General features: G+C 37.0%; 16 protein-coding genes and 1 pseudogene. 3 read left to right on the top strand and 14 right to left on the bottom strand.

Translation table 11 applies throughout. The features are described 5' to 3' along the window. Positions 1-2: 2 nt before the first annotated feature. Complete coding sequence (locus IX38_RS18500; protein WP_034707412.1) at positions 3-767, bottom strand: 3'-5' exonuclease; 765 nt, start codon at positions 765-767, stop codon at positions 3-5. 76 nt (positions 768-843) lie between these two features. Beyond that, positions 844-1,557: a CDP-alcohol phosphatidyltransferase family protein gene (locus IX38_RS18505; RefSeq protein ID WP_034707414.1), complete on the bottom strand. Its 714-nt coding sequence runs from the start codon at positions 1,555-1,557 to the stop codon at positions 844-846. A gap of 90 nt (positions 1,558-1,647) precedes the next feature. Between IX38_RS18505 and IX38_RS18510 the strand changes: the two are divergent. Beyond that, positions 1,648-2,475: pseudogene (locus IX38_RS18510) on the top strand (LTA synthase family protein); the annotation flags it as partial. On the opposite strand, the gene IX38_RS18515 reads toward IX38_RS18510, so the two are convergent. From IX38_RS18515 to IX38_RS18525, 3 genes are all read right to left on the bottom strand, one after another. Beyond that, positions 2,470-3,318, bottom strand: coding sequence for a transketolase (locus IX38_RS18515; RefSeq protein ID WP_034707415.1), 849 nt, complete (start codon positions 3,316-3,318; stop codon positions 2,470-2,472). The pseudogene IX38_RS18510 and the gene IX38_RS18515 sit on opposite strands and share 6 nt — an antisense overlap. A 3-nt stretch (positions 3,319-3,321) precedes the next feature. After that, positions 3,322-3,975, bottom strand: coding sequence for a fructose-6-phosphate aldolase (gene fsa, locus IX38_RS18520; RefSeq protein WP_034707416.1), 654 nt, complete (start codon positions 3,973-3,975; stop codon positions 3,322-3,324). A gap of 89 nt (positions 3,976-4,064) precedes the next feature. Further along, positions 4,065-4,937: an AraC family transcriptional regulator gene (locus IX38_RS18525; protein WP_034707417.1), complete on the bottom strand. Its 873-nt coding sequence runs from the start codon at positions 4,935-4,937 to the stop codon at positions 4,065-4,067. A gap of 177 nt (positions 4,938-5,114) precedes the next feature. On the opposite strand from IX38_RS18525, the gene IX38_RS18530 reads away from it, so the two are divergent. Next, positions 5,115-5,708, top strand: coding sequence for a hypothetical protein (locus IX38_RS18530; protein WP_034707418.1), 594 nt, complete (start codon positions 5,115-5,117; stop codon positions 5,706-5,708). A gap of 55 nt (positions 5,709-5,763) precedes the next feature. Here IX38_RS18530 and IX38_RS18535 read toward each other — a convergent pair whose 3' ends face one another. The 6 genes from IX38_RS18535 to IX38_RS18560 all read right to left on the bottom strand — a co-directional run bounded on the left by IX38_RS18535 (position 5,764) and on the right by IX38_RS18560 (position 16,285). After that, entirely contained in the window at positions 5,764-7,797 is a 2,034-nt protein-coding gene (locus IX38_RS18535; protein ID WP_034707420.1) for an alpha-glucuronidase, read from the bottom strand. Positions 7,798-7,928: 131 nt separating this feature from the next. After that, positions 7,929-8,897, bottom strand: coding sequence for a glycoside hydrolase family 43 protein (locus IX38_RS18540; RefSeq protein ID WP_034707421.1), 969 nt, complete (start codon positions 8,895-8,897; stop codon positions 7,929-7,931). A gap of 185 nt (positions 8,898-9,082) precedes the next feature. Next, a complete protein-coding gene (locus tag IX38_RS18545; protein ID WP_034707437.1) occupies positions 9,083-10,204 on the bottom strand; it encodes an endo-1,4-beta-xylanase in 1,122 nt (373 codons plus the stop codon). 227 nt (positions 10,205-10,431) lie between these two features. Next, complete coding sequence (locus IX38_RS18550; RefSeq protein WP_034707422.1) at positions 10,432-11,886, bottom strand: MFS transporter; 1,455 nt, start codon at positions 11,884-11,886, stop codon at positions 10,432-10,434. 82 nt (positions 11,887-11,968) lie between these two features. Further along, positions 11,969-13,882, bottom strand: a complete 1,914-nt coding sequence (locus tag IX38_RS18555; RefSeq protein ID WP_084680329.1) for a sialate O-acetylesterase — start codon at positions 13,880-13,882, stop codon at positions 11,969-11,971. Positions 13,883-13,909: 27 nt separating this feature from the next. Further along, complete coding sequence (locus IX38_RS18560; protein WP_034707423.1) at positions 13,910-16,285, bottom strand: glycoside hydrolase family 127 protein; 2,376 nt, start codon at positions 16,283-16,285, stop codon at positions 13,910-13,912. A 526-nt stretch (positions 16,286-16,811) separates the two neighbouring features. Between IX38_RS18560 and IX38_RS18565 the strand changes: the two genes are divergently transcribed. Continuing rightward, entirely contained in the window at positions 16,812-17,498 is a 687-nt protein-coding gene (locus tag IX38_RS18565) for an NUDIX hydrolase (RefSeq protein ID WP_034707424.1), read from the top strand. Positions 17,499-17,500: 2 nt separating this feature from the next. Here the strand turns inward: IX38_RS18565 and IX38_RS18570 are convergent, their stop codons facing one another. The 3 genes from IX38_RS18570 to IX38_RS18580 all read right to left on the bottom strand — a co-directional run. Beyond that, positions 17,501-19,408 carry a DUF294 nucleotidyltransferase-like domain-containing protein gene (locus IX38_RS18570; protein ID WP_034707425.1) on the bottom strand — a complete coding sequence of 636 codons (1,908 nt, stop codon included), beginning with the start codon at positions 19,406-19,408 and terminating at the stop codon, positions 17,501-17,503. Between the two features lie 106 nt (positions 19,409-19,514). Next, complete coding sequence (locus IX38_RS18575) at positions 19,515-20,159, bottom strand: 3'-5' exonuclease (protein ID WP_034707426.1); 645 nt, start codon at positions 20,157-20,159, stop codon at positions 19,515-19,517. Positions 20,160-20,225: 66 nt separating this feature from the next. Further along, the coding region (locus IX38_RS18580) for a PDDEXK nuclease domain-containing protein (protein ID WP_034707428.1) at positions 20,226-21,059 on the bottom strand (834 nt) is incomplete at its 5' end.

A 21,059-nucleotide genomic window follows, 5' to 3' on the forward strand; every position in this document is an offset into this window, starting at 1 on the left:
TTTTAAAATTTGCTTGACAATTGAATTTTCGTGAAGACTTTCTTCGTATACAATGGGAAATCAGCATTCTGAAGCCATCCGTAATAGCCCAGATCTTTCTGGAAAACAGCTTTTACCACCTGTCCCTTATATTTTCCGAAATTGAAAACAGCTTCCGTTTTATCATTATATCCTATAAATCCTGCCAGGTCAGCATTCTTATTGTGGAATGTGAATTCGCTTAAAGGTGCAATTTCATTCGGGATATCATCGTACTTTCCGACCTGTGCATCCAGCACCTCAAAAGTCGCCATCACATCAGCTTCCGCAGAATGGGCGTTTTCCAGAACCTTTCCACAGTAAAACTGGTAGGCAGCTCCCAGATTTCTGGGCTCTTTTTTGTGAAAAATAGTCTGTGCATCTACCAGTCTGAATTTGCTAAGGTCAAAATCTATTTCTACTCTCAGAAGCTCTTCTGCCAGAAGCGGAACATCAAACCGGTTGGAATTGAAACCTCCAAGGTCACTTCCTGCGAGCATTTCCATAACCTTTGGAGCGATATCTCTGAAGGTAGGCGCATCTTTTACATCCTCATCATAAATCCCGTGGATTGCGCTGGATTCATTAGGAATAGGCATTTCCGGGTTCACACGCCATGTTTTGCTTTCTCTCGATGCGTCCGGGTTTACTTTTAAAATGCAGATCTCTACAATTTTATCTTTTCCAATATTGGTTCCTGTAGTTTCAAGGTCAAAAATGCAGAGTGGTTTATGGAGTTTTAAGTTCATGTCTATAATTTGATAATGTGTTAATTGAAAATAAGCCGATTTCTGGCTTCTAAAATTTGAAGTCTGATATCTGATTCTAATTCAGCTGTCTCTGGAAAACCAGTGATACTAATATATAATAAATAACAAGCATGGGAATTCCGACGATCTGAAAAAAGATCAGAATAGCAATTCCGCCGCCCAGCAAAATGATTTTAGGATAATTGTCCTGCAGCTTTTTCGATTTGAATTTCATAGCCATCATCTTGATAGGGCTGATCAGAAGCCAGGATGTAATAACCGTCAATAGAACTAAAAATAATGAATTTTCAAATAAAAATCCGAAAGTTCCGGTTTCTCTGAACGCATAATATAACCCGAACAGCAAAACAGTGTTGGTAGGCGTATTCAGTCCTTTAAAATAATAACGCTGTTCCTCATCAAGATTGAAGATAGCCAGTCTCAGGCATGAGAAAACAGTTACCAGAAGGCCAAAATAACTTACGTCAAAAGGCAGCTGAAGTCCCAAAATTTCATTTCCGAACGGTTCCAGCGCTTTATACATCGTAAGACCGGGAATCAGTCCGAAGCTTACCATATCCGCCAGCGAATCCAGCTGAAGACCCAGATTAGAGTTTGATTTTACAGCCCGGGCCACAAACCCGTCAAAAAAATCAAAAACAGAAGAAAGAATAAGACAGATGGCTGTAGTCTGGTAATCTCCTGAAATAAGATGTATCGCACCTACACAGCCCGCAAATAAATTGGCAAGTGTCAATAAATTGGCAAGATTGTTTTTTATGAAATTCATATCCGGCAAAAATACAGTTTTTCCAAATTTTAACCTGAAATATTATCAAGGAAAAAATACATTAATACGATTTTGATGTAAATTTGCCGAATGAAATTTTTTAAAGAATTCAGAAAACAGGAAATTCTGGTCCTTTTTTACCGGATTTTCTTAGCATACGTTTTTTATCAGATTGCCCGGCTTTTGTTTTGGTATTTCAATAAAGAGCTCATCAAAGTAGATTCCGTTTCAGATTATTTCAATCTGGCATTTCATGGAACCGCCTTTGATACTACGGCGATCCTGTACGTCAACGCCTTATTTATTCTGTTGAGCCTTGTTCCCGTTGTCATCAATACAAAAAAAGCATACCAGACCATTTTGTTCTGGCTTTACTTTATAACCAACGGAATTGCCTATGCCATGAATTTCGGTGACTTTGTCTATTATAAATTTGCACAGGCAAGATTAACATCCACAGCGTTAGAAGTTGCAAAGCATGAATCCAATGTTTTTAAAGTATTCACCGTTTCCATAGGACAGCATCCTTTTGTTCTCATCTGGTTCATTGTTTTAATGGCACTTTGGGTTTTCCTTTACAAAAAAGTGAAGATCGCAGAACGCAGACCCGTACAGCTCATTCCTTATTTTATCTGGTCAGTACTCGTTCTTTGTAGTACAGCTGTTCTGGCTATTGGAGGAATCCGTGGAGATTTCAAGCACAGCACAAGACCCATTAATTTGGTGGATGCCAACCGTTTTGTAACGAATCCCCTACAGGGAAATATCGTGTTGAACAGTACATTTTCATTTTTCAGAACATTAGGGACCAATAATTTTAAAGAAGTTCACTTTGTAGACGAAAAATATATTACAGATAACGTTCAGCCTTATAAAATATACGACAGGAAGGTGGAGAGCCGTCCCAATATTTTAATAATCTCCTAAAGTTTCTTCGAGTTGGTCTAAAGCTTTTGCCAATTGCTCATCATTAGGCGCTTTTCCGTGCCACGCGTGGCTTCCCATCATATAATCGACACCGTGACCCATTCCTGTTTTCAGGAGAATACAAATAGGCTGACCTTGTCCTGTTAATGATTTTGCCTCGTCCAGAACTTTAAGAATTTCTTCCATATCGTTTCCGTTTTCCACTTCGAGAACTTTCCAGTCAAAGGCTTCGAATTTGGTTTTAAGATTACCCAAAGAAAGCACTTTTGAAGTCGGACCATCAATCTGCTGGCCGTTGTAATCGATGGTGGCAATCAAATTATCAACCTTGTTGTGAGAAGCGTACATTATAGCTTCCCAATTCTGTCCTTCCTGTAATTCACCGTCGCCGTGAAGTGTGAACACGAGATTTTCATCTTTGTTCAATTTTTTTCCGACTGCGTGACCGATTGCCACCGATAAACCTTGTCCCAAAGAACCGGAAGCTATACGAACGCCAGGAAGATGCTCGTGCGTTGTTGGATGTCCCTGCAATCTTGAATTCAGTTTTCTGAAAGTTGCCAGTTCTGACTTATCAATATAACCTGCGTGCGCCAAAACGCTGTAAAAAACAGGTGAAATATGACCGTTAGAAAGATAAAATACGTCTTCGCCTTTGGCTTTCATATCGAATCCTTCTTTTCTTTTCATCGCATCAAAATAAAGAGCGACCAAAAAATCTGCACATCCGAGCGAACCGCCAGGATGGCCGGATTGACAGGCGTGAACCATTCTTACAATATCCCTTCTCACCTGCGAAGCGATATTATTGAGTTTTGAAATATCGTGCTGCATAAATTATTGCATTTTTTGTGAATCTTTGATAAACTGCTCCAGTCCTGAATCTGTCAAAGGATGTTTTAACAAGGAAAGAATCGGCTGAATAGGGCAAGTCACGACATCGGCACCAATTTTTGCGCAATTGATGATGTGCATACTGTGTCTTACAGATGCTGCTAAAATCTCTGTTTCGAAGCCATAATTGTCGAAAATAAGACGGATTTCTTCAATAAGATTCAAACTGTCTGTCGAAATATCATCCAGTCTTCCTAGGAACGGAGAAACGTAGCTTGCACCGGCTTTTGCTGCCAAAAGAGCTTGTCCTGCTGAGAAAATCAAGGTGCAATTGGTTTTGATTCCTTTGTTGGAAAAATATTTGAGAGCTTTTACACCGTCTTTTATCATTGGGATTTTCACCACGATATTTGGATGAATCGCAGCAAGAATTTCGCCTTCTGCAATCATTTCTTCGTAAGTTGTAGAAAGGACTTCTGCAGAAATATCTCCGTCAACAATGTCACAAATATCTTTGTAATGTTTCAAAATAGCTTCTGTTCCGCTGATACCTTCTTTTGCCATCAACGATGGATTGGTTGTAACGCCATCCAGAATTCCGAGGTCGTTAGCTTCTCTTATCTGATCCAGATTGGCAGTGTCTATAAAAAATTTCATAAAATGTTGTTTAATTCTTTTAAGTGTTAAAAATACACTTAACTAATGAAATAAACAATTTTAGTTTAATTTATTTTGAAGAAAAAGTATCATTCCATTACATAATTAAACTCTTTACGGTACTGAGAAGGACTTTTCTTGATATATTCCTTAAAAGTTTTGTTGAAATAGCTGAAATTATTAAAACCGCTTTCAAAACAAACATCTGTAATGCTTAAAGGCTTTTCGGCAAGCAGTTTTAGAGAATGTGTAATCCGGTATTCATTGACAAATTGAGTGAAGGTTTTGTTGGTGATTTTCTTGAAATAACGGCAGAAAGAAGGCACTTTCATATTCGCCAAACCGGCAATTTCGTCCAACGTAATCTGCTCTTTAAAATGATCTTTCACATAATTGAAAATATGATTGATCCTCTCGTTATCCTCAACCTGAGTTTGCAGGTAATATTTTCCGGCGTTGAGGATTCTGTAATCATCTGTGACAGAAAGCTCGTGCAGAATTTCAAAAAACTTCAAAAGCTTTTCTAAGGATTCTGACTGATGCATCTGGGAAATCTTTTTTCTCATTGCTCTTTTGACATCGTCGCCAAAGACCATTCCGCTTTTTGATTTTTCTAGCATTGCGTGAATTTTTTTCATTTCAGGATTTTCCCAAATCTTTTCGCCCAAGAAATCAGGTTTAAACTGAATCACCATTTCGTAATCATTATTGGTATTTTCATTGGTTAAACCGCAATGTGGCAAATTACTGCCAATCAGTACCAGATCACCTTCAGTAAAGTAAGAAATATTACTTCCTATCTGTCTTTTGCCAGAACCACCTTTTACCAAAATTAGTTCAATCTCAGGGTGATAATGCCAAACGTGAGATTTGATATTCTCATTTCTCTGAAACTTAAGACTCGTAAAACTGCTTCCTATATTAGGATTGATGGCTTCAAATGCAGGACTGTGATGTTTCATAATTTAATTATCAATCAAAGTTACAAAATAACATTTACAAAATTAACTGTTCATATTTAATTAACATACAATTAAGGTTAATATAGAACATAAATATGAAAATTGCATTCTAAAATCTAACAGGGAAACGCTATACATTTGCAGTATCAATATCAGTAACCTTAAAACACTTTTACTATGAATAATCTATTAAAAATCAGTCTATTTGTTGTGTTTCTTTTAACTTCAGCAGATGTAATGAGTAAAGACAAAGACTTTTCTGTATCATTCGGAAATATAAATTCTAAAACCCTTAGTTTTGAAGTAAACAATGCGCAAAATATTTCTCTGTTTGTATACAATGATAACGAGGGAGAAATATATTCTGAAAAAATAGGAGATCAAAATTTCATTTCGAAATCATATAATCTTGAGACTTTAACTGACGGAACTTATTATCTGGTTGCAGAATCTGATTATAAAATTGAAAAATATAAAATCAGTATCCAAAATAAAAACCTGAAGGTCGAAAAAACTCCGGTAAGCGAAATCATCAAGCCGGAATTTACGATCAATAACAATATCATAAAACTGAATATGGAAGATATGGAAGGCTCTGTAAACGTTTCCGTTCAGGATTTTTCTGATAATGTGTACTACAATGAAACTAAATTTGCAAAAGACGGCAAGCTTAGTTTAACTTTCAAACTTGATCCCAAAACCTCTCCAAGCTACATCATTGCTGTAGAAAAAAACGGTAATATATTCAGTAAAATTATTGCCCTTAAATAATATAGATTCGTACTTATTAAAAGCAGCTCTACCTTTTCGGTAGAGCTGCTTTTTTTTAGTTATGATGTCCCATATTGAGTTTAATCTTTTTCAAATCTTCCAGTTCGTGAACCGGTCTTTCGATGTCATAAGGAATCGGCATTTTTGAAAACGTCTGGAAATAAAGCAGACAAGCGTCTTTCCACCAAACGGCATCTTTAGCTTGAATTTTCAATTTAGACTGAACTTCTGTAAACCGTTCCTCATCTAAATAAGGCTGCATTTTGTCCCAAACTCTCTGATAATCTCTGACATTTTTTACGCCTGTATCATATTTGTAGGAGAGTTCTTCCCAAAGCGTTTTTCCGTTTTTCATCTGATAATCCCACGGAACGTGATGAAACCAGAGAATCAGATTTTCAGGACAGGTTTTAACATTTCCATAGATTTCATTTAATGGAGGGAAATAATCTGAGACTGCATTACTTCCCGTTTTTGTACGATCAAATCCTAAACCTTGTGCAGTTGCCTGATGATAATACACCGGTGACCAATCTGGTCTTCCGCCTTTGTAATCTCCCCACGGCTCCGGACCATAGTGATGTCCGCCTGCAAAAATATGGTGCAATCCTAAAGGCATCATATAATCAACCGCAGTTTCCCTCGAAGTGAGCATCATTTCTTTTACAGGATTGAGGAATTTTTCATTATCCGTAAATGTCATTTTAATCCACTCATCAGCAATCTGTTCAGAAGTCAAATCGTGGTTCCAAGCCAAACGTCCGAAAGCGTACCAATTGGCTTGTGCAAAATGATGTCCCGTCCAGTTTTTGTCTTCTCCTATGTTGGCAACCGCCGAAATAGCTGAAATTTTTGCTGGTCTTAACGTTCCGTCTGTAATTTTGGCAATTGTAGAGCCTTTGCCATTGGCATATGTATCGCTGTCTAAAGTTTCTTTAAATAATGGAGCAAGGTAAACCAGATGATTGGCTTGTCCTAAATACTCTTGGGTAATCTGAAATTCAACCATTTCAGAAGTTTTTTTCAAAGCTCCAAAAAGCGGATTAAATGCTTCACGAGGCTGAAAATCAACAGGTCCGTTTTTAATCTGAACAATCACATTATCCCTGAATTTCCCATCAAGAGGAACAAATTCCAGATAAGCCTGTTTTGCACGGTCTTCTTTGCTTGGGCTATAAACAAATGCTCTCCACATCACGATTCCACCATAAGGTTTCAGAACATCTGCCATCATATTGGCACCGTCTGCGTGTGTTCTTCCGTAATCCTGCGGACCAGGTTGTCCTTCAGAATTGGCTTTAACCAAAAATCCTCCAAAGTCAGGAATCAGTTTATAAATTTCTGATGCTTTGTCTTTCCACCATTTTTGAACATCTTTGTTCAACGGGTCAGAATTTTCCAGTCCGCCTAAAACTTTTGGGGAAGAAAAATTGACTGACAAATAAACTTTGATTCCGTAAGGTCTGAAAATATCTGCGAGAGCTTTTACTTTTTCAAGATAGTCTTTGCGGAGCATATTGGGCGAAGCATTCACATTGTTGAGAACAGTTGCGTTAATTCCGATGGAGGCATTTGCTCTTGCATATTCTTCGTATCTCGGTGAAATGGTGTTCGGTAAATCTTCCCATTTCCAAAGCGAATGTCCTGCATAACCACGCTCAATCGTTCCGTCAAGATTATCCCAATGGTTGAGAATTCTGACATCGTAGGAAGGTTTTTCGGTAATATTCAAATTTGTTGTAACTGAATTAGTCTGTTGTAAACGTAAAATATGATAGACTCCGTAAAGCAATCCTATTTCTTTTTCAGCAGAAATGACCAATTTGTTCTGAACTGATTTTATCGTATAGCCGCCTTTTAGATTTTTTAATGACTTATCCGTACGAAGTTCAATTTCCTGACCTTGCCAATGATTCATCAGTTCTTTTTTGGCGATATTCAAAGTCGGATTGTTTCCTTTGGAAATAATTTTATCTGCCGAAACTCCATTTTTTGCGGGAAACCTAAGCCAAAGCTGACTTCCGTCTTCTGCGAAAATCATTAATGGAATCATTAGAAATAACACGAGGTAAAGTCGAAAATTTTTCATTGAAAACTTTTTTCTATAGGTCGTACCTACATTTATTAATATTGAACCCTTCGGGTTCTTTTGAAACGTTTTATTTTGATAGGATTTCATCCTATCCTTCGTTAAATCGTCCCTTTGGGACTTTTTATGGATTATTCTTCTAGTCCTTCAATGGTTTTAATTTTACCATCGCTGTCATATTCAAGTTCTATTACTTTCATACTTCTGAGCCAGGTTTTTCCTTCACTCGGAATAGAATCGTGGAAGAAGAGATACCATTTTCCTTTAAATTCAGCAATACTGTGATGGGTTGTCCATCCTACAACAGGCGTCAGAATTTCTCCTTGAAAAATAAATGGACCATAAGGATTGTCTCCTGTTGCATAACAAATCAAATGCGTGTCTCCGGTAGAATAAGAAAAATAATATTTGTCATTAAACTTGTGCATCCAGGACGCTTCGAAAAAGCGGTGTTTGTCACCGTGAAGCAAAGGATTTCCGTTTTCATCCAGAATCAGAACATCTTTAGGCTCTTCTCCGAATTCCAGCATATCATCGCTCAATAAAGCAACTTTTGAAGGAATTGCAGGTTCATCATCATTTGGAATTATTGCTGATTCCAATGCTTTATTGTTTCTGTAACGTTGCAATTGTCCGCCCCAGATTCCTCCGAAATACATATAATGTTTTCCATCTTCTTCGAAAATACAAGGATCAATGCTGTAGCTTCCCATCATCGGATGTTTTTCAGGAACAAATGGTCCGTAAGGTTTGTCGCTTACCGCAACACCAATTCTAAAGATATCATTTTTATCTTTTAACGGAAAATACATATAATATTTTCCATTTTTGAACGCCACATCACAATCCCATAATTGTCTTCCCGACCAGGGAATATCTTTTACCGAAAGGACAACACCGTGGTCTGTAATTTCACCGTTTTCTACATCATCAAGGGAGAAAACGTGATAATCATTCATATCGAAATGGTCGCCGTTATCGTTTTCTTCGATTCCACTTTCACGGTCGTGAGACGGATAGATGTAGATTTTGCCTTCAAAAACGTGTACGGAAGGGTCTGCCATATAATCTTTCGGGAATAGATATTTTGATTTTTTCATTGTTTTAATATAGATATTTAGATAATAGACTGATAGATGATAGATTTTATTGAATTAGATTTTCTCAAATTTTGCAGATTGTTGAAATCAAGGATCTACCTAATTCGCTAAATCTGCGAGAGAAATATTTTTTTAATCTTTTTAAACCTTATAGGCTTTCAAAACCTATAAGGTTTGAGGCAGTATTATTTTTCTTTTGTTAATTGAATGATTTTTTCCACCACAGGTTTCGCCTGATTATTTCGGTCAAAAAGTAACGGATAATCAGTTCTGCCTTTTACCGGGAAATCGTTTTTCCAGGATTGGGCATCGGTAGTTCCCCACAGAGTTACTCTCCTAATTTTATCCTGATGTTTGATGAATAATCTGAAAAAATCCAGATAACGGTTTTCCCATTCTGCTTTTACATTTTCGGGAAGTCCGGCTGTGTAAGGATTCATTTTTGCTTCATATTCTACTTTGTCGGAAACGTTGGCAGAAGTTCCCCACGGTGAAGGAAGTGCGCTGATTTCCATTTCAGTAACATTTACTTTCACACCGTTTGCTGCGTAGTCAAGAATTGCTTTTTCGTATTCAGCAATTGAAGGTGTGTCGAGACCAACGTGGGTCTGCATTCCTACTCCATCGATTCGGATTCCTCTGGATTTTAAAGTCTGAACCATTTTGCTCACAGTTTTAACTTTTCCGGGATGCCATTCGTTGTAATCGTTGTAATAGAGTTCTGCATTCGGGTCTGCTTCCTGAGCGTACTGGAAAGCCAACGGAATAAATTCTTCGCCCAGAATTTCGTAGAATTTACTTTTACGGTAAGTTCCATCTTCCATTATGGCTTCATTCACCACATCCCAGCCTTTCACACGACCTTTGTATCTTGAGACAACCGTTGTGATGTGATTTTTCATTCTTTGTTTTAAGACTTCGGCAGAAACGTCTTTTCCGTCTTTGTCTACGAAAAACCATTTTGGTAACTGAGAATGCCAAATCAAAGTATGACCGATAATGAACATTTTATTTTTCTCTCCAAAAGCGACAAATTTATCGGCATCATCAAAAAAGAATTTGCCTTCTTCTGGTTGAAGAAACATCGATTTCATACAGTTTTCTGCAATGATGGAACTGAATTGATTTTTAATAATTTCTACAGACTTTACATCCTTCTCGTAAATCTGCGGAAGACTCATCGCTGTTCCGATGTAGAATTTATTTTTGAATGCGTTTTTCAGGGTAAGGTCAGAAGTTGCAGTGCTTGCTGTTTTGCACGAGACTGTCAAGGTTAAAATTCCTAATAATGCTATTATTTTTTTCATAAAATTTTTATTTTCTTTTGGCTTTAGCCGAAACTTATTATAAATTTTGGTAAAGTCCGTTCCTATTGATTTCAATCAGCCTTGTCAAGGTTTTGAACCTTGACAAGGCTTTTTTAATACGCCGAATCGCACGCAGCCCGGCTTGAACGGAGCTCTTTTTGTGGAGCGAAGCGGAACAAAAAGGCGGGAGTGGAAGACGGAAAAGCTGCCCAAATTTTACTATATTTTTAATCTTTCGCTTTTCTTCTTTCTTTAAGGTCATGTTCGATTTCGATTTCTTTTTTCTTGTTAATTTCATAGAACATCAGCAATCCACACGCTAAAAAGAACGGGATGGACGGAAATACGCTGACCAGCATTTTTGCACCTGCTGAAACGCTTTCCGGCTGAATAACGCTCATTGCACCTTCTGACGAAATGTAGCCGTATTTTCCGATAATTAATGCAACCAATGAACTTCCGATGCTCAATCCGACCTTTAAACCGACCATCATTGCCGAGAAAATAATTGCTGTTGCACGTCTGTTGTTTTTCCATTCTGAATAATCGGCAACGTCAGCAATCATCGCCCAAAGCAATGGCGTTCCGATTCCGTAGAAGAAACCGTGTAGAATCTGGGATAAAAACATTAACCCAACCGATTTTGGCGGATAAAATATAAATGCCAATACAAATAATGTTGAAATAAACAATGAAGCGATGAACGCATCTCTTTTGCCGTATTTATCTGCAAACTTTTTGGAAAAAGTAATCCCGACAATCATCATAATGATTCCGCCTGCATTAAACAATCCGAAACCTGCTGAACGAGGGTCTTCTCCGAAGAAATTCATCCCGATGGAATTGAAGAAATTGGTAATCGGTGATATAAATTGCTGAAGTGAGGTTTCGTCTACATAGTTGTTAAAATAATACACATACGAACCGCCTTTCATTGCTAATGTAATGAAAATCAATGTTGTAACTCCTAAAATTATAATCCAGGGTTTATTATTTTTTAAATCCTTTAAATCTGCGCTCAAAGATGATTCCTGTTCCGGTTTTGGAATAACTCTTTCTCTGGTTGTAAGAAAAGTAATCAACAGCATTACCGTTCCGATGATGGCAAGCCAGGTCATTACCACTTCAATCCCGACCGCTTTATCTCCGTGTCCGGCAGACAAAATGATTGGCAACATAAATACCTGAACAAAAAACTGCGCAAACATTACGGCAACAAAACGATAGGAAGAAATACTGTTTCTCTCACTCATATCGCCTGTTATCACTCCACTTAGAGCCGAGTAAGGCAAATTGTTTGCTGCGTACAATAATAAAAGTATAGTGTAGGTAACCGCCGCATAAATCATTTTTCCTTTGTAAGAAAAATCGGGTGTGCTGAATGCGAAAAGTGCTGCTGCACCCAACGGAATTGCAGTAAGTAAAATCCACGGACGGAATTTCCCCCACTTTGTTCGTGTTCTGTCTGCTAAAGCACCAATCAGCGGGTTGAAGACAAAACCAGCTAATAATCCGACAATAAGTGTAATAATAGAGGCATCTTCCGGTTTTAATCCGTAAATATCTGTGTAAAAATAAGCTAAATACGTCACCAGAGTCTGGAATACCAGATTGGCGGCTAAATCTCCTAAACTGTAGCCGATTTTCTCAACGACAGATATTTTTTGAGATGAGTTGTTCATATGAAATTAGATATTAGATGATAGACAAATAAATCATAGATTAAGATCTTTTGTCTTTATTTTTATATGTTTAGTTTAATAATTATTCTGTAGTGAAAGGCGATGCGGGAAGACCGGTTTTGTTTTTTAAGTTTCCGTCGGGGTTGTCTGCCCAGTCATATCTTACTGAAACGGGATTTGAAACGGTGTTGTTCCAGACAATGATTTTATTGCCTTCGATTTTTGCTTTTGCCCATTCGTATTTTCCGTCTTTGCCTTTGATAGCGAAGCCTTTCAGTTCAGAAACGGGTGTAAAATCATCGGTTCCGGTTTTGAAGGAAAGAATTATTTTATTTCCTTCAATTTTCATTGATTGATAAACCGGTCCGTCTGCGATGATATTCTTTTTGTCTGCAACTTTCAGCGCCTGCAAAGCCAATCTGTCTCCGACTGTTTTCTTGTTTAAAGGATGAATATCGTTCCACTCTCCTATATCGATAATTACGGCAAGTCCGGTGTTCGGAACTTTTATAGAAACCTGGCGCTGCTGTTCTCTCAGTTCTGCCCAGTTGCTTTCCACAGGTTCTTTCTTCGGCTCCATAAAATTAGCCAATTGTACGGTGAAGAAAGGCAAATCTTTCTGGTTCCATTTGTTTCGCCAATCGGTAATCATTGTGGTCAGCAAATCGCCGTATTCTTTTGGTTTTCCGGTATTGCTTTCGCCCTGATACCAAAGTGCTCCTTTGATGTTATAATTGATGAGAGGATTAATCATTGCATTGTACAATCCTGTCGGTTTCCAACGGATGAAAGTAGTTCCAGGAGCCATTTTTTCCATTTTGGTACCGATTTTATATTTCCATTCGGTTTTTAAATCGATTTTATTGCCGTCAATTTCGAGATAGTAAGGTTTATCAGCGATGAACTGCCCTTTTCCGCTTCCGTTGGAGATTCTAACAGCAATCACATTTTTCCCTTCTTTTAAAATGCCTGTCGGAACATCGTACCAACGTGGTGGATATTCATAGGTTACATTGCCTACTTTTACGCCGTTGATGTATGTCACATCCGCATCCTTTATTCTTCCTAAATTTAAAAATGCCGCTTTTCCTGCCTGCTTTTTGGTTAAACTAATTTCTTTTCTGAACCAGACAGAACCTTCAAAAGAACCTTCTTTATCTTCCCAAGAACCCGGAATATTCATTGTTTTCCAGTCAGAATCATTAAGGTCAAAGTTTTCCCAATGTTGGTTTAATCCGATATCGCTTTGGTCGAGTTCTGAGTACCAAGCTTTGCTTAAAGCCTGTTCGCCAGATTCTGTAGACTTAATTAACTCATCATTTTGCCATTTTTTGGCTTCGTCCAGATATTCAGGGTATTTTTTCAGAGAATTTTCATCCATCCACGCCTGAATCGGAGAACCGCCTAAACTTGTGTGGATAATTCCAACCGCCACTTTATTTCTCTGACTTAATTCTTTTGCGAAAAAATAAGCAACTCCCGAAAAATTAAGAATTGTTTGTGGATTTGTCGCTTCCCATTTACCGCCATCAAACTCGGTCTGAGGTGATTTAAAATTATATTTTTGAGGAACTGTGAAAAATCTAATATTCTGATTGTTTGCATTTTTAATTTCGTCAGCATAAAGCGGAGTCAGTCTACGCATTGGCAATTCCATATTCGATTGTCCGGAAGCCAGCCAGACATCGCCGATGAGAATATCTTTCAACGTAATTTCATTGATGGTCATCGTATAAGGACCTCCGGCTTTTTGCTCGGGAAGTGTGATTTTCCAGTTTCCGGTTTGGTCGGCGGTGGTTTTGTAATTTTTGTTGAGAAATTTCACTTCCACTTTTTCTCCTGCATCGGCTTTTCCCCAAACATTCAGTTTTTGATTTCTCTGCAAAACCATTCCGTCTGAAACCAGTGCCGGAAGTGTAATTTTGGCTTCAATGAAAGAAATACATAATGAGCCTACGAATAAAATTAATATTTTAAAAAAGATTCTGTTTTTCATAGCAAATTTGAATTCTGCGGTTTATTTTTAGTTTTTATCTGGCATTTGGGTCAGCAATCTTACTTCGATGATTTTCGGAGTAAGCGATTTTTCATTTGTGTTAAATTTTACATTAAGAATTTCTTTCCTACTTTCAGATTCAGGAATCGGGATTAATAAAGATTGTGGAGAACCGCCCGTTTTTCCGTCGAAATTTTTAGAAATCGCTTTTATTCCGTTAATTTCCACATTCAAAGTTCGGTTATTGTTGGCATCAAAATAAATAAGATAAAGGTATTTTGCATTTTTATCTTTGTTTCTCATCTGATAGCTGAACCAACCTTTTGCCTCACGGAAATGTCGGTCTTCCATATAACCGGTATTTGAATCTTTGCTGTCGATGAAATGGTCAGATTCCGGCTGCTGCTCACCCAACTGAATTTTATCAGTCGTAATATTGTCAAGCTTTCGGATTTCCTCTTCTTCTTTGGCTTTTTGTTTCTGAATCATTTCGATTTTATCCTGATTCGCCTGCGGAAAATAAATAATGTAACGCTCCTCCTGAATTTTGTAAAACGGAACTAATTCTAATCCGCTGTTGAATTTATCTTGAGGATACAAACCTGTCAGTTTGAATGTTAAATCTTTATCACTAACTTGTTGCAAATGGCTTAAAACTGAAGTCGGACTTCCTAAAATTGTCGGAATTTCATTCAAAGGAATCTGAGATCCGTGTGCGATATGTCCGCCTCTGCTGTCATCTGCGAAAAGTCCGTCCTGATTTTCTTTCCCGTATTTAGCAGCTAAAACAATCGGACCATATTTAAACGCAAAATAATCCGAATGGTCAGGAAGCTGTTCTGCGGAGAGGTGCATCAGCATTTTCATTTCGATAACATCGCCTTTTTTCCATTTTCTTTTGATGGTAAAATAACCTTCAGTATCAACAGGGACATTGACGTTTTTACCATTGACTGAAATTGTAATTTCAGAAGCATTTGCCCATTCCGGTGCTCTTAATTTTAAATTTATATTTGATTTTGGAGCAACGTCAAAAATCAGTTTTGTTGACGGCGATTCAGGGAAATTATTTTCCTGTCTCAGAACTATTTTCTTTTCAGACCATTTTAAAATGGAAGGAATAAACAAATTCACATACAAATCTTCATCAGAATAAGCATAAATCATTTCACCATATTTGGCGTGATTTTCCATTCCCGAACCTACACAACACCAAAAGCTGGTTTCCGGCTGAGAATAAACCCTGTAATGACCGGGACGCATTGGCGTGAAATAGACAAAACCGCCTTTTTCGGGATTTTGCGTGGAAAGAATATGATTATATAATGCTCTTTCGTAATAATCTACGTATGATGATTTTGGATTGGTCGCATACAATTCTTTGGAAAGCTTCAGCATATTATACGTATTGCAGGTTTCGGGACCTTCGATACTTTTAATCATTCCGCTGAAATCATTGATGGGATTAAAATGCTCGCTGACGCTGTTTCCTCCGATAATCGCTGACCTCTTTTGGGTAACGTTGGTCCAGAAAAAATCGGCAGCATTGCTCCATTCTTTATTATTTTCTAAATCTGCAATTCTTTTGAAACCAATCACTTTCGGAATCTGTGTATTTGCGTGGATTCCTGTGAGTTTATCTTCCTGAATCAACAATGGATTTAAAATGGCAAGATGTGAAAAACGATGGGCAAGCTTTAGATATTTCGGATTTTTTGTAATGTCGTAAACGTCGGCGAAAACTTCATTCAAACCGCCGTGCTCGCTGCGAAGCATATCCTGAATCTGTTCATCGGAAAGTCCGGAAACTTCATCAGCCATCCAATCTGTGAGTTTTATCAGCATTTTTTTTGCTTTCTCACTGTCTGCATACCAATAGGCATCGCGTAAACCAGAATAAATCTTGTGAATATTATACAAAGGAACCCAACGGTCATTCAAACCGAAAGTTGTGGCACGAATGTTTCCGTCGGCAATTTCTTTCCAGGCTTTTTTACCGTTCGGAACTCCTGAAAGGTAGCCGTTTCCTGAAAGATTCTGGCAACGCTCCAGCTCATCAATCATATAATCCAAACGTTGCTTGACTTTTGGATCGCCTGTGGAAGCGTACATCAGCGCCAAAGCCGAAATGTAATGACCACCAATATGACCATCCAATCCGGTATTTTCCCAATTGGGATAGTTTTCTTTTTTAGGTTTCAGTCCCGCTTCTTTCAGATAAGGTGCAAGAAGTCGGTCTGCATCCATCGACAGAATATATTTTTCATCCGTCTGCATCGCTTTGCTGAAAACACTTTCGGACAGATGAACTTTGTTAAGCGGAAAGTAGCTAACATTTTTCTTTACCTGCCCAAAAGCTATTGTTGTAAAGCCTAAAAGTAATATCAGTGATTTTTTGTTCATTAATAAATGTTATTTCTACATTTCTAAAATAAAAGAAAGTAACCAGATAGCAAACAATTTTCATCATTTTGAAATAATACCTGCTAAAAAAGCATTTCAGAATAAGGAAAAATGGCTTCAAAAACCCTTACCTTATCATAAAAAACAAGAATAGACAAACAATAGAATATCAATTAAATAAATGTAATTTCGTCATTATCAAAATAAATATCGTATGTTCATAAAAGACTTCGAAAATTTATGCCCGGACTTATCGTATTTAAATAATATCCCTTCCAAAAATATGACTGAAATACTTTAGATAAATTTTAACATATTTTTAACATTGCATTCATATAGGATTCACAGTAATTTCGGCAAATAAATTGTTTAAATGGTAAAAATAATTCCCCAAAACACGACTCGGAACCAATAATTTCTCAAAAAAAAGTTAATGAAGAAAAAATAAAGTGTAGCAGATACATTTATTTACTTTTCGTATTAAAATCTACCCTAAAAAAATTAACTTTGTATAAAATCATTTTTGATGGAAGAAAATTATCTTAATTATCCTAAACATCTTGTGGCAGTTGACTGCATCATTTTCGGTTTTGACGGAGATGAACTGAAAATTCTTCTGGTACAAAGAAATTTTGAGCCAAAGAAGGGAGAATGGTCTCTTATGGGTGGCTTTGTTGATGACCAAGAAAGTTCTGACCAGGCCGCCAATCGTGTTCTGAATACGTTGACCGGACTTGAAAATATCTACCTTGAGCAACTTAACACTTACACAGAAATCGACCGTGAACCGACAGCCAGAATTATGTCAATTTCGTATTATGCTTTAATCAATATCCAGGATAATATTCAAATCAATGAAAAATACAATGCCAAATGGTTTGATCTGAAAGACCGCCCCGATCTTATTTTTGACCATAATGCAATGGTAAAAGATGCTGTTTTGAGGCTGAGAAGAAGAGCTACAACAAGACCAATTGGCTTTGAACTCTTGCCTGAAAAATTTACGATGAAGGATCTTCAGAATCTTTACGAAGCGATCTTTGACGAAAAATATGACAAACGTAATTTTACCAGCAAAATCAATGCATTAGATGTATTGGTAAATACTAACGAGAAAGATATGAGCTCGTCTAAAAAAGGGTCTTTTCTCTATACTTTTGAAGAGGAAAAATACAATAAAAAAATATCGGAGGGTTTTATGTTTAAAATTTAAGCTTAAAAACTTCCGGTAAATTTCACTTTGATTCCCAGCTGAAAATTGGCAATCGTCTTGAAGATTTCGATTAAAGTTACCCTTTCTATTTTGGTCAGTTTGCTGATTTCGACATAATTATCAGGATGCTTTTTATCAATATTGATTTGATTTGCCTGATTTTTTAAGCGGAGCGCCATCAGATAATAGTAAGACTGATGCATTTCGTTATATTGCTCCTGAGTGAAAATCCCGATTTCCGCCAGTTTTTTCATTCTTTCACCTGTATTTTCTATCTCCAGCTGATTTTTCAGTGCGTAGACACGAACTAAATCTACAATTGGCGACATTGCGGTTTTAATGTCAAAAACTTCTGATTTCCCGATGGTCTGGGTTTTTATTCTTTTAAAAAAAGTCAAAGGAGGTTCGTATTGCAATGCATTTTTTGCAATATGTGCAAAGAAAATTTGATTGGGCGAAACGAGTTTTTCCTTGATAAAAGTTTTCAGTTCACGCACAATATTTTCATCACCGTAAATAAAACGGAAGTCAAAAAAAGTGGAAAATTTCATTGCATTTTCCGGCACAGATTCTTCAATCCATTGGGTGTAATTTCTTTTCCAATGAGAAAGGGAATGCGTCCATTTGGGATTGCTTGCCATAAAACCGCCTTTGCAGTATTCAAAACCAATCCTATTGAGATCGTCTGAAACTCTTTTGGCAAAATCCAGAAAATATTCCCGCACCATTTCCCTGTGTTCATTGGCTTTGTCTTCGTAAATGATTCCGTTATCCTGGTCTGTACTGAGCGTCTGCTCTTTTCTTCCTTCACTTCCTGTGACAATAAAGGCAAATTTTGCCGGAGGTTTTCCTATTTCTTTTATGACTTTTTCTATCACTTTTCCGGTAATGGTGTCGGCAATAGTAGTGATGACCTGACTGGCAATTTCACCGTGAACTCCCCTTCCCAAAAGCTGATTGATAATATCCGGAACCTGATTCCATTTTTTGCGAAGTTCTTCGGTATTTTCTGCCTGCTTTACTGATTGAATAAACACCAGCGGACTCTGTGCCTGCTCGCTCAACAAACGGTTTCTGCTTAGAAAACCGACATATTCTTCTTTGTTTTTCACCAAAAGATACCTTGATTTGGTTTTGAACATCATCAGAACCGCTTCATACAAATAGGCATCGGTGGAAATGATAACAATCGGATTATCCATCACTTCCGAAATAGCGATCTTTGAATCCAGACAACGAGCGATGACGTTATCCCTTAAAGTAATATCTGTAGCATAACCAACAATCTCATCACTCCCCGATTTTCTGATAAAAATACAACTTACCTTGTTGGCTGCCATTATTTTAGCCACTTCAAAAACAGGTGTATTTTCTTCACACGAAACGATGCTTTTATAAGCAATACCTTCTATTTTTCTGGAATACAACTGGTCGGCTGCGAAATAACTTTCCTCGAAAGTGGCGGGCGTTTTTACAAAGTGCGAAAACTCTTCATCCAGCATTTTTTTGCCAAAATCTGAAGTGAAATAGTGGAAAAAATCTTCGTAGGCATTACACAATTCGTAAAATTCCTTTCTGGGTAAAGTGTAAACCACAGTTCCTTTTTTGGCTATGGCAGATTTCAATGCACGAACCCTGTTCAGAATAATGGAAATTCCGCCAAAACAATAGGGTTTATGATGTTTGGTTACCGCTCTTTTGTTTTCTGAAGCATCGAAAAAGAAGGTTTCATATTCGCCGGATGCTATAATGCTTACGCCGGTCATCTCCGTCACATCCTGACGATAAATCAGCGTATCTTTAGAAAACTCGGTTTTAATCAATGTTTCAGAAATTTCTGCAAGAACCGTTTCAGGTAAAAGATGGAAAGGTTCTGTTATTTTTAATAGTGAAATGATTTTTTCTTCCATAATTTTATTTTGCCACGAATGCCCGAATTTTAAAATCAAGCAACCTTATATTAAGATGCAATTCTTGCATTTGTGGCTATTTTTCTCTGATAAAATTAAACAAACTTTATTTCAATTTATCTGTTAAAAATTTTAATTTACATTCAACTTCGTGATGAATTTTCTGAAGTTCTTCTTCCGAAAATTCTCCACGGGAACGAATTTCAAAAAAACATTTTGCCGTCATTTCCGCATCAATCATCGCATCGTGGGAACGTTCCATTTTTTCATTAAAAAGAAATTCAAAAAGCTGGTTCAAGCGAAGATAAGTTATGCTTGGATTCAAATTATAGTCTTTGCTTTTGAGCATCGTGCAGTAAAACACACTTTGCTGGAAAGGATTTTCCAGACCTGCTCTGTAAAAATCACAACTCAGCGTATGAATCTCAAATTCTGTGAAATGTCCAATAATTAACGGTTGATATTTCTGAATATCTGTTGAAAGTTTTTCTAAAATCAATTTTCGGTTTTGTCCGTTTTTGCTTAAAAATTCCTTGGTAATTCCGTGTATTTTAAAAGATTTGACACTAATTTTTAAATCATCAACATCAATGTAACAATTTTCTCTTTTAATTTCGTTATCATTTTCATCATAAACAATCCACGAAACCTGAACTGCTGAAGGCCAGTTTTCTGTTTCAGAATAAGGCAAATCCCAGCGTTTTGGGATGCCCGTGGTTTCGGTGTCGATAAAAAGGAGATGTTTTTTCAAAGGTTTTATTAAAGGTTTTTGGCAAATTATTTAATCTGTTTTTTGAATGTCCGTTTTAAAAGAAGTTTATTTTTCATTATCAAATAATTCGTGTAATTTTTGTTGTAACAGTTTCTTATCCGGCAGCTGAGTCTTATACTCAGAAACCATTGTTGGCGAAAGATTTCTGCTCAACGCATACTCAACAACCTCACGGTCTTTGTCTTTACACAACAAAATTCCAATAGTAGGATTTTCATTGTTTTTTTTAACATCACGGTCTAGTGCTTCCAAATAAAAATTCAATTGCCCTAGATGCTCAGGCTTAAATTTATCGGCTTTCAGTTCAAATGCAACCAGACATTGCAGGCCACGGTGGTAAAAAAGTAAATCAATAAAAAAGTCACTGTTACCAACTTGTAATTTGTATTCTTCTCCTATAAATATGAAGTCTTTTCCAAGCTCAAGGATGAAATTCTTCATTTGTCTTACCAAACCACTCTGTAAATCATTTTCGCTGTATGGCTCTTTTAGGTTCAAGAACTCAAATACATAACTATCTTTGAAAGTGTTTGTAAGTTCGTGGTTATTTTCTCCCAACATCGTTGAGAGCTTTGAATTCCCTATCATTGTCCGCTCAAAAAGGCTGCTTGAAATTTGCCGGTCAAGTTCTCTTTTACTATAATTCTCTCGCTTAACAAGTTTAATATAAAATTCTTTTTCTTCAATAGTTTTACATCTTGAAAAAATGAGCATATTATTTGTCCAGCTAATTTCTCTCACCAGTGGTGAGAGTTTTGGAAAATCTCTATATACTTCATAAAACTTCTTCATTCTCCAAATATTTTTATCAGAGAAACCTTTTATTTCGGGTTCGCTTGTTTGAATATACTCAGCTAAATCTTTTACTACAGAATCTCC

This window comes from Chryseobacterium luteum (assembly GCF_000737785.1).
Classification (GTDB): domain Bacteria; phylum Bacteroidota; class Bacteroidia; order Flavobacteriales; family Weeksellaceae; genus Chryseobacterium; species Chryseobacterium luteum.

Excerpts from the sequence above, each read along its gene's own strand:
- IX38_RS18535 (WP_034707420.1), bottom strand. The coding sequence starts at position 7,797 with ATGAAAAATTTTCGACTTTACCTCGTGTTATTTCTAATGATTCCATTA.
- IX38_RS18570 (WP_034707425.1), bottom strand. The coding sequence starts at position 19,408 with ATGGAAGAAAAAATCATTTCACTATTAAAAATAACAGAACCTTTCCAT.
- IX38_RS18530 (WP_034707418.1), top strand. The coding sequence starts at position 5,115 with ATGAATAATCTATTAAAAATCAGTCTATTTGTTGTGTTTCTTTTAACT.
- IX38_RS18505 (WP_034707414.1), bottom strand. The coding sequence starts at position 1,557 with ATGAATTTCATAAAAAACAATCTTGCCAATTTATTGACACTTGCCAAT.
- IX38_RS18515 (WP_034707415.1), bottom strand. The coding sequence starts at position 3,318 with ATGCAGCACGATATTTCAAAACTCAATAATATCGCTTCGCAGGTGAGA.
- IX38_RS18540 (WP_034707421.1), bottom strand. The coding sequence starts at position 8,897 with ATGAAAAAATCAAAATATCTATTCCCGAAAGATTATATGGCAGACCCT.
- IX38_RS18565 (WP_034707424.1), top strand. The coding sequence starts at position 16,812 with ATGGAAGAAAATTATCTTAATTATCCTAAACATCTTGTGGCAGTTGAC.
- IX38_RS18555 (WP_084680329.1), bottom strand. The coding sequence starts at position 13,882 with ATGAAAAACAGAATCTTTTTTAAAATATTAATTTTATTCGTAGGCTCA.
- IX38_RS18545 (WP_034707437.1), bottom strand. The coding sequence starts at position 10,204 with ATGAAAAAAATAATAGCATTATTAGGAATTTTAACCTTGACAGTCTCG.
- fsa (WP_034707416.1), bottom strand. The coding sequence starts at position 3,975 with ATGAAATTTTTTATAGACACTGCCAATCTGGATCAGATAAGAGAAGCT.
- IX38_RS18560 (WP_034707423.1), bottom strand. The coding sequence starts at position 16,285 with ATGAACAAAAAATCACTGATATTACTTTTAGGCTTTACAACAATAGCT.
- IX38_RS18525 (WP_034707417.1), bottom strand. The coding sequence starts at position 4,937 with ATGAAACATCACAGTCCTGCATTTGAAGCCATCAATCCTAATATAGGA.
- IX38_RS18500 (WP_034707412.1), bottom strand. The coding sequence starts at position 767 with ATGAACTTAAAACTCCATAAACCACTCTGCATTTTTGACCTTGAAACT.
- IX38_RS18550 (WP_034707422.1), bottom strand. The coding sequence starts at position 11,886 with ATGAACAACTCATCTCAAAAAATATCTGTCGTTGAGAAAATCGGCTAC.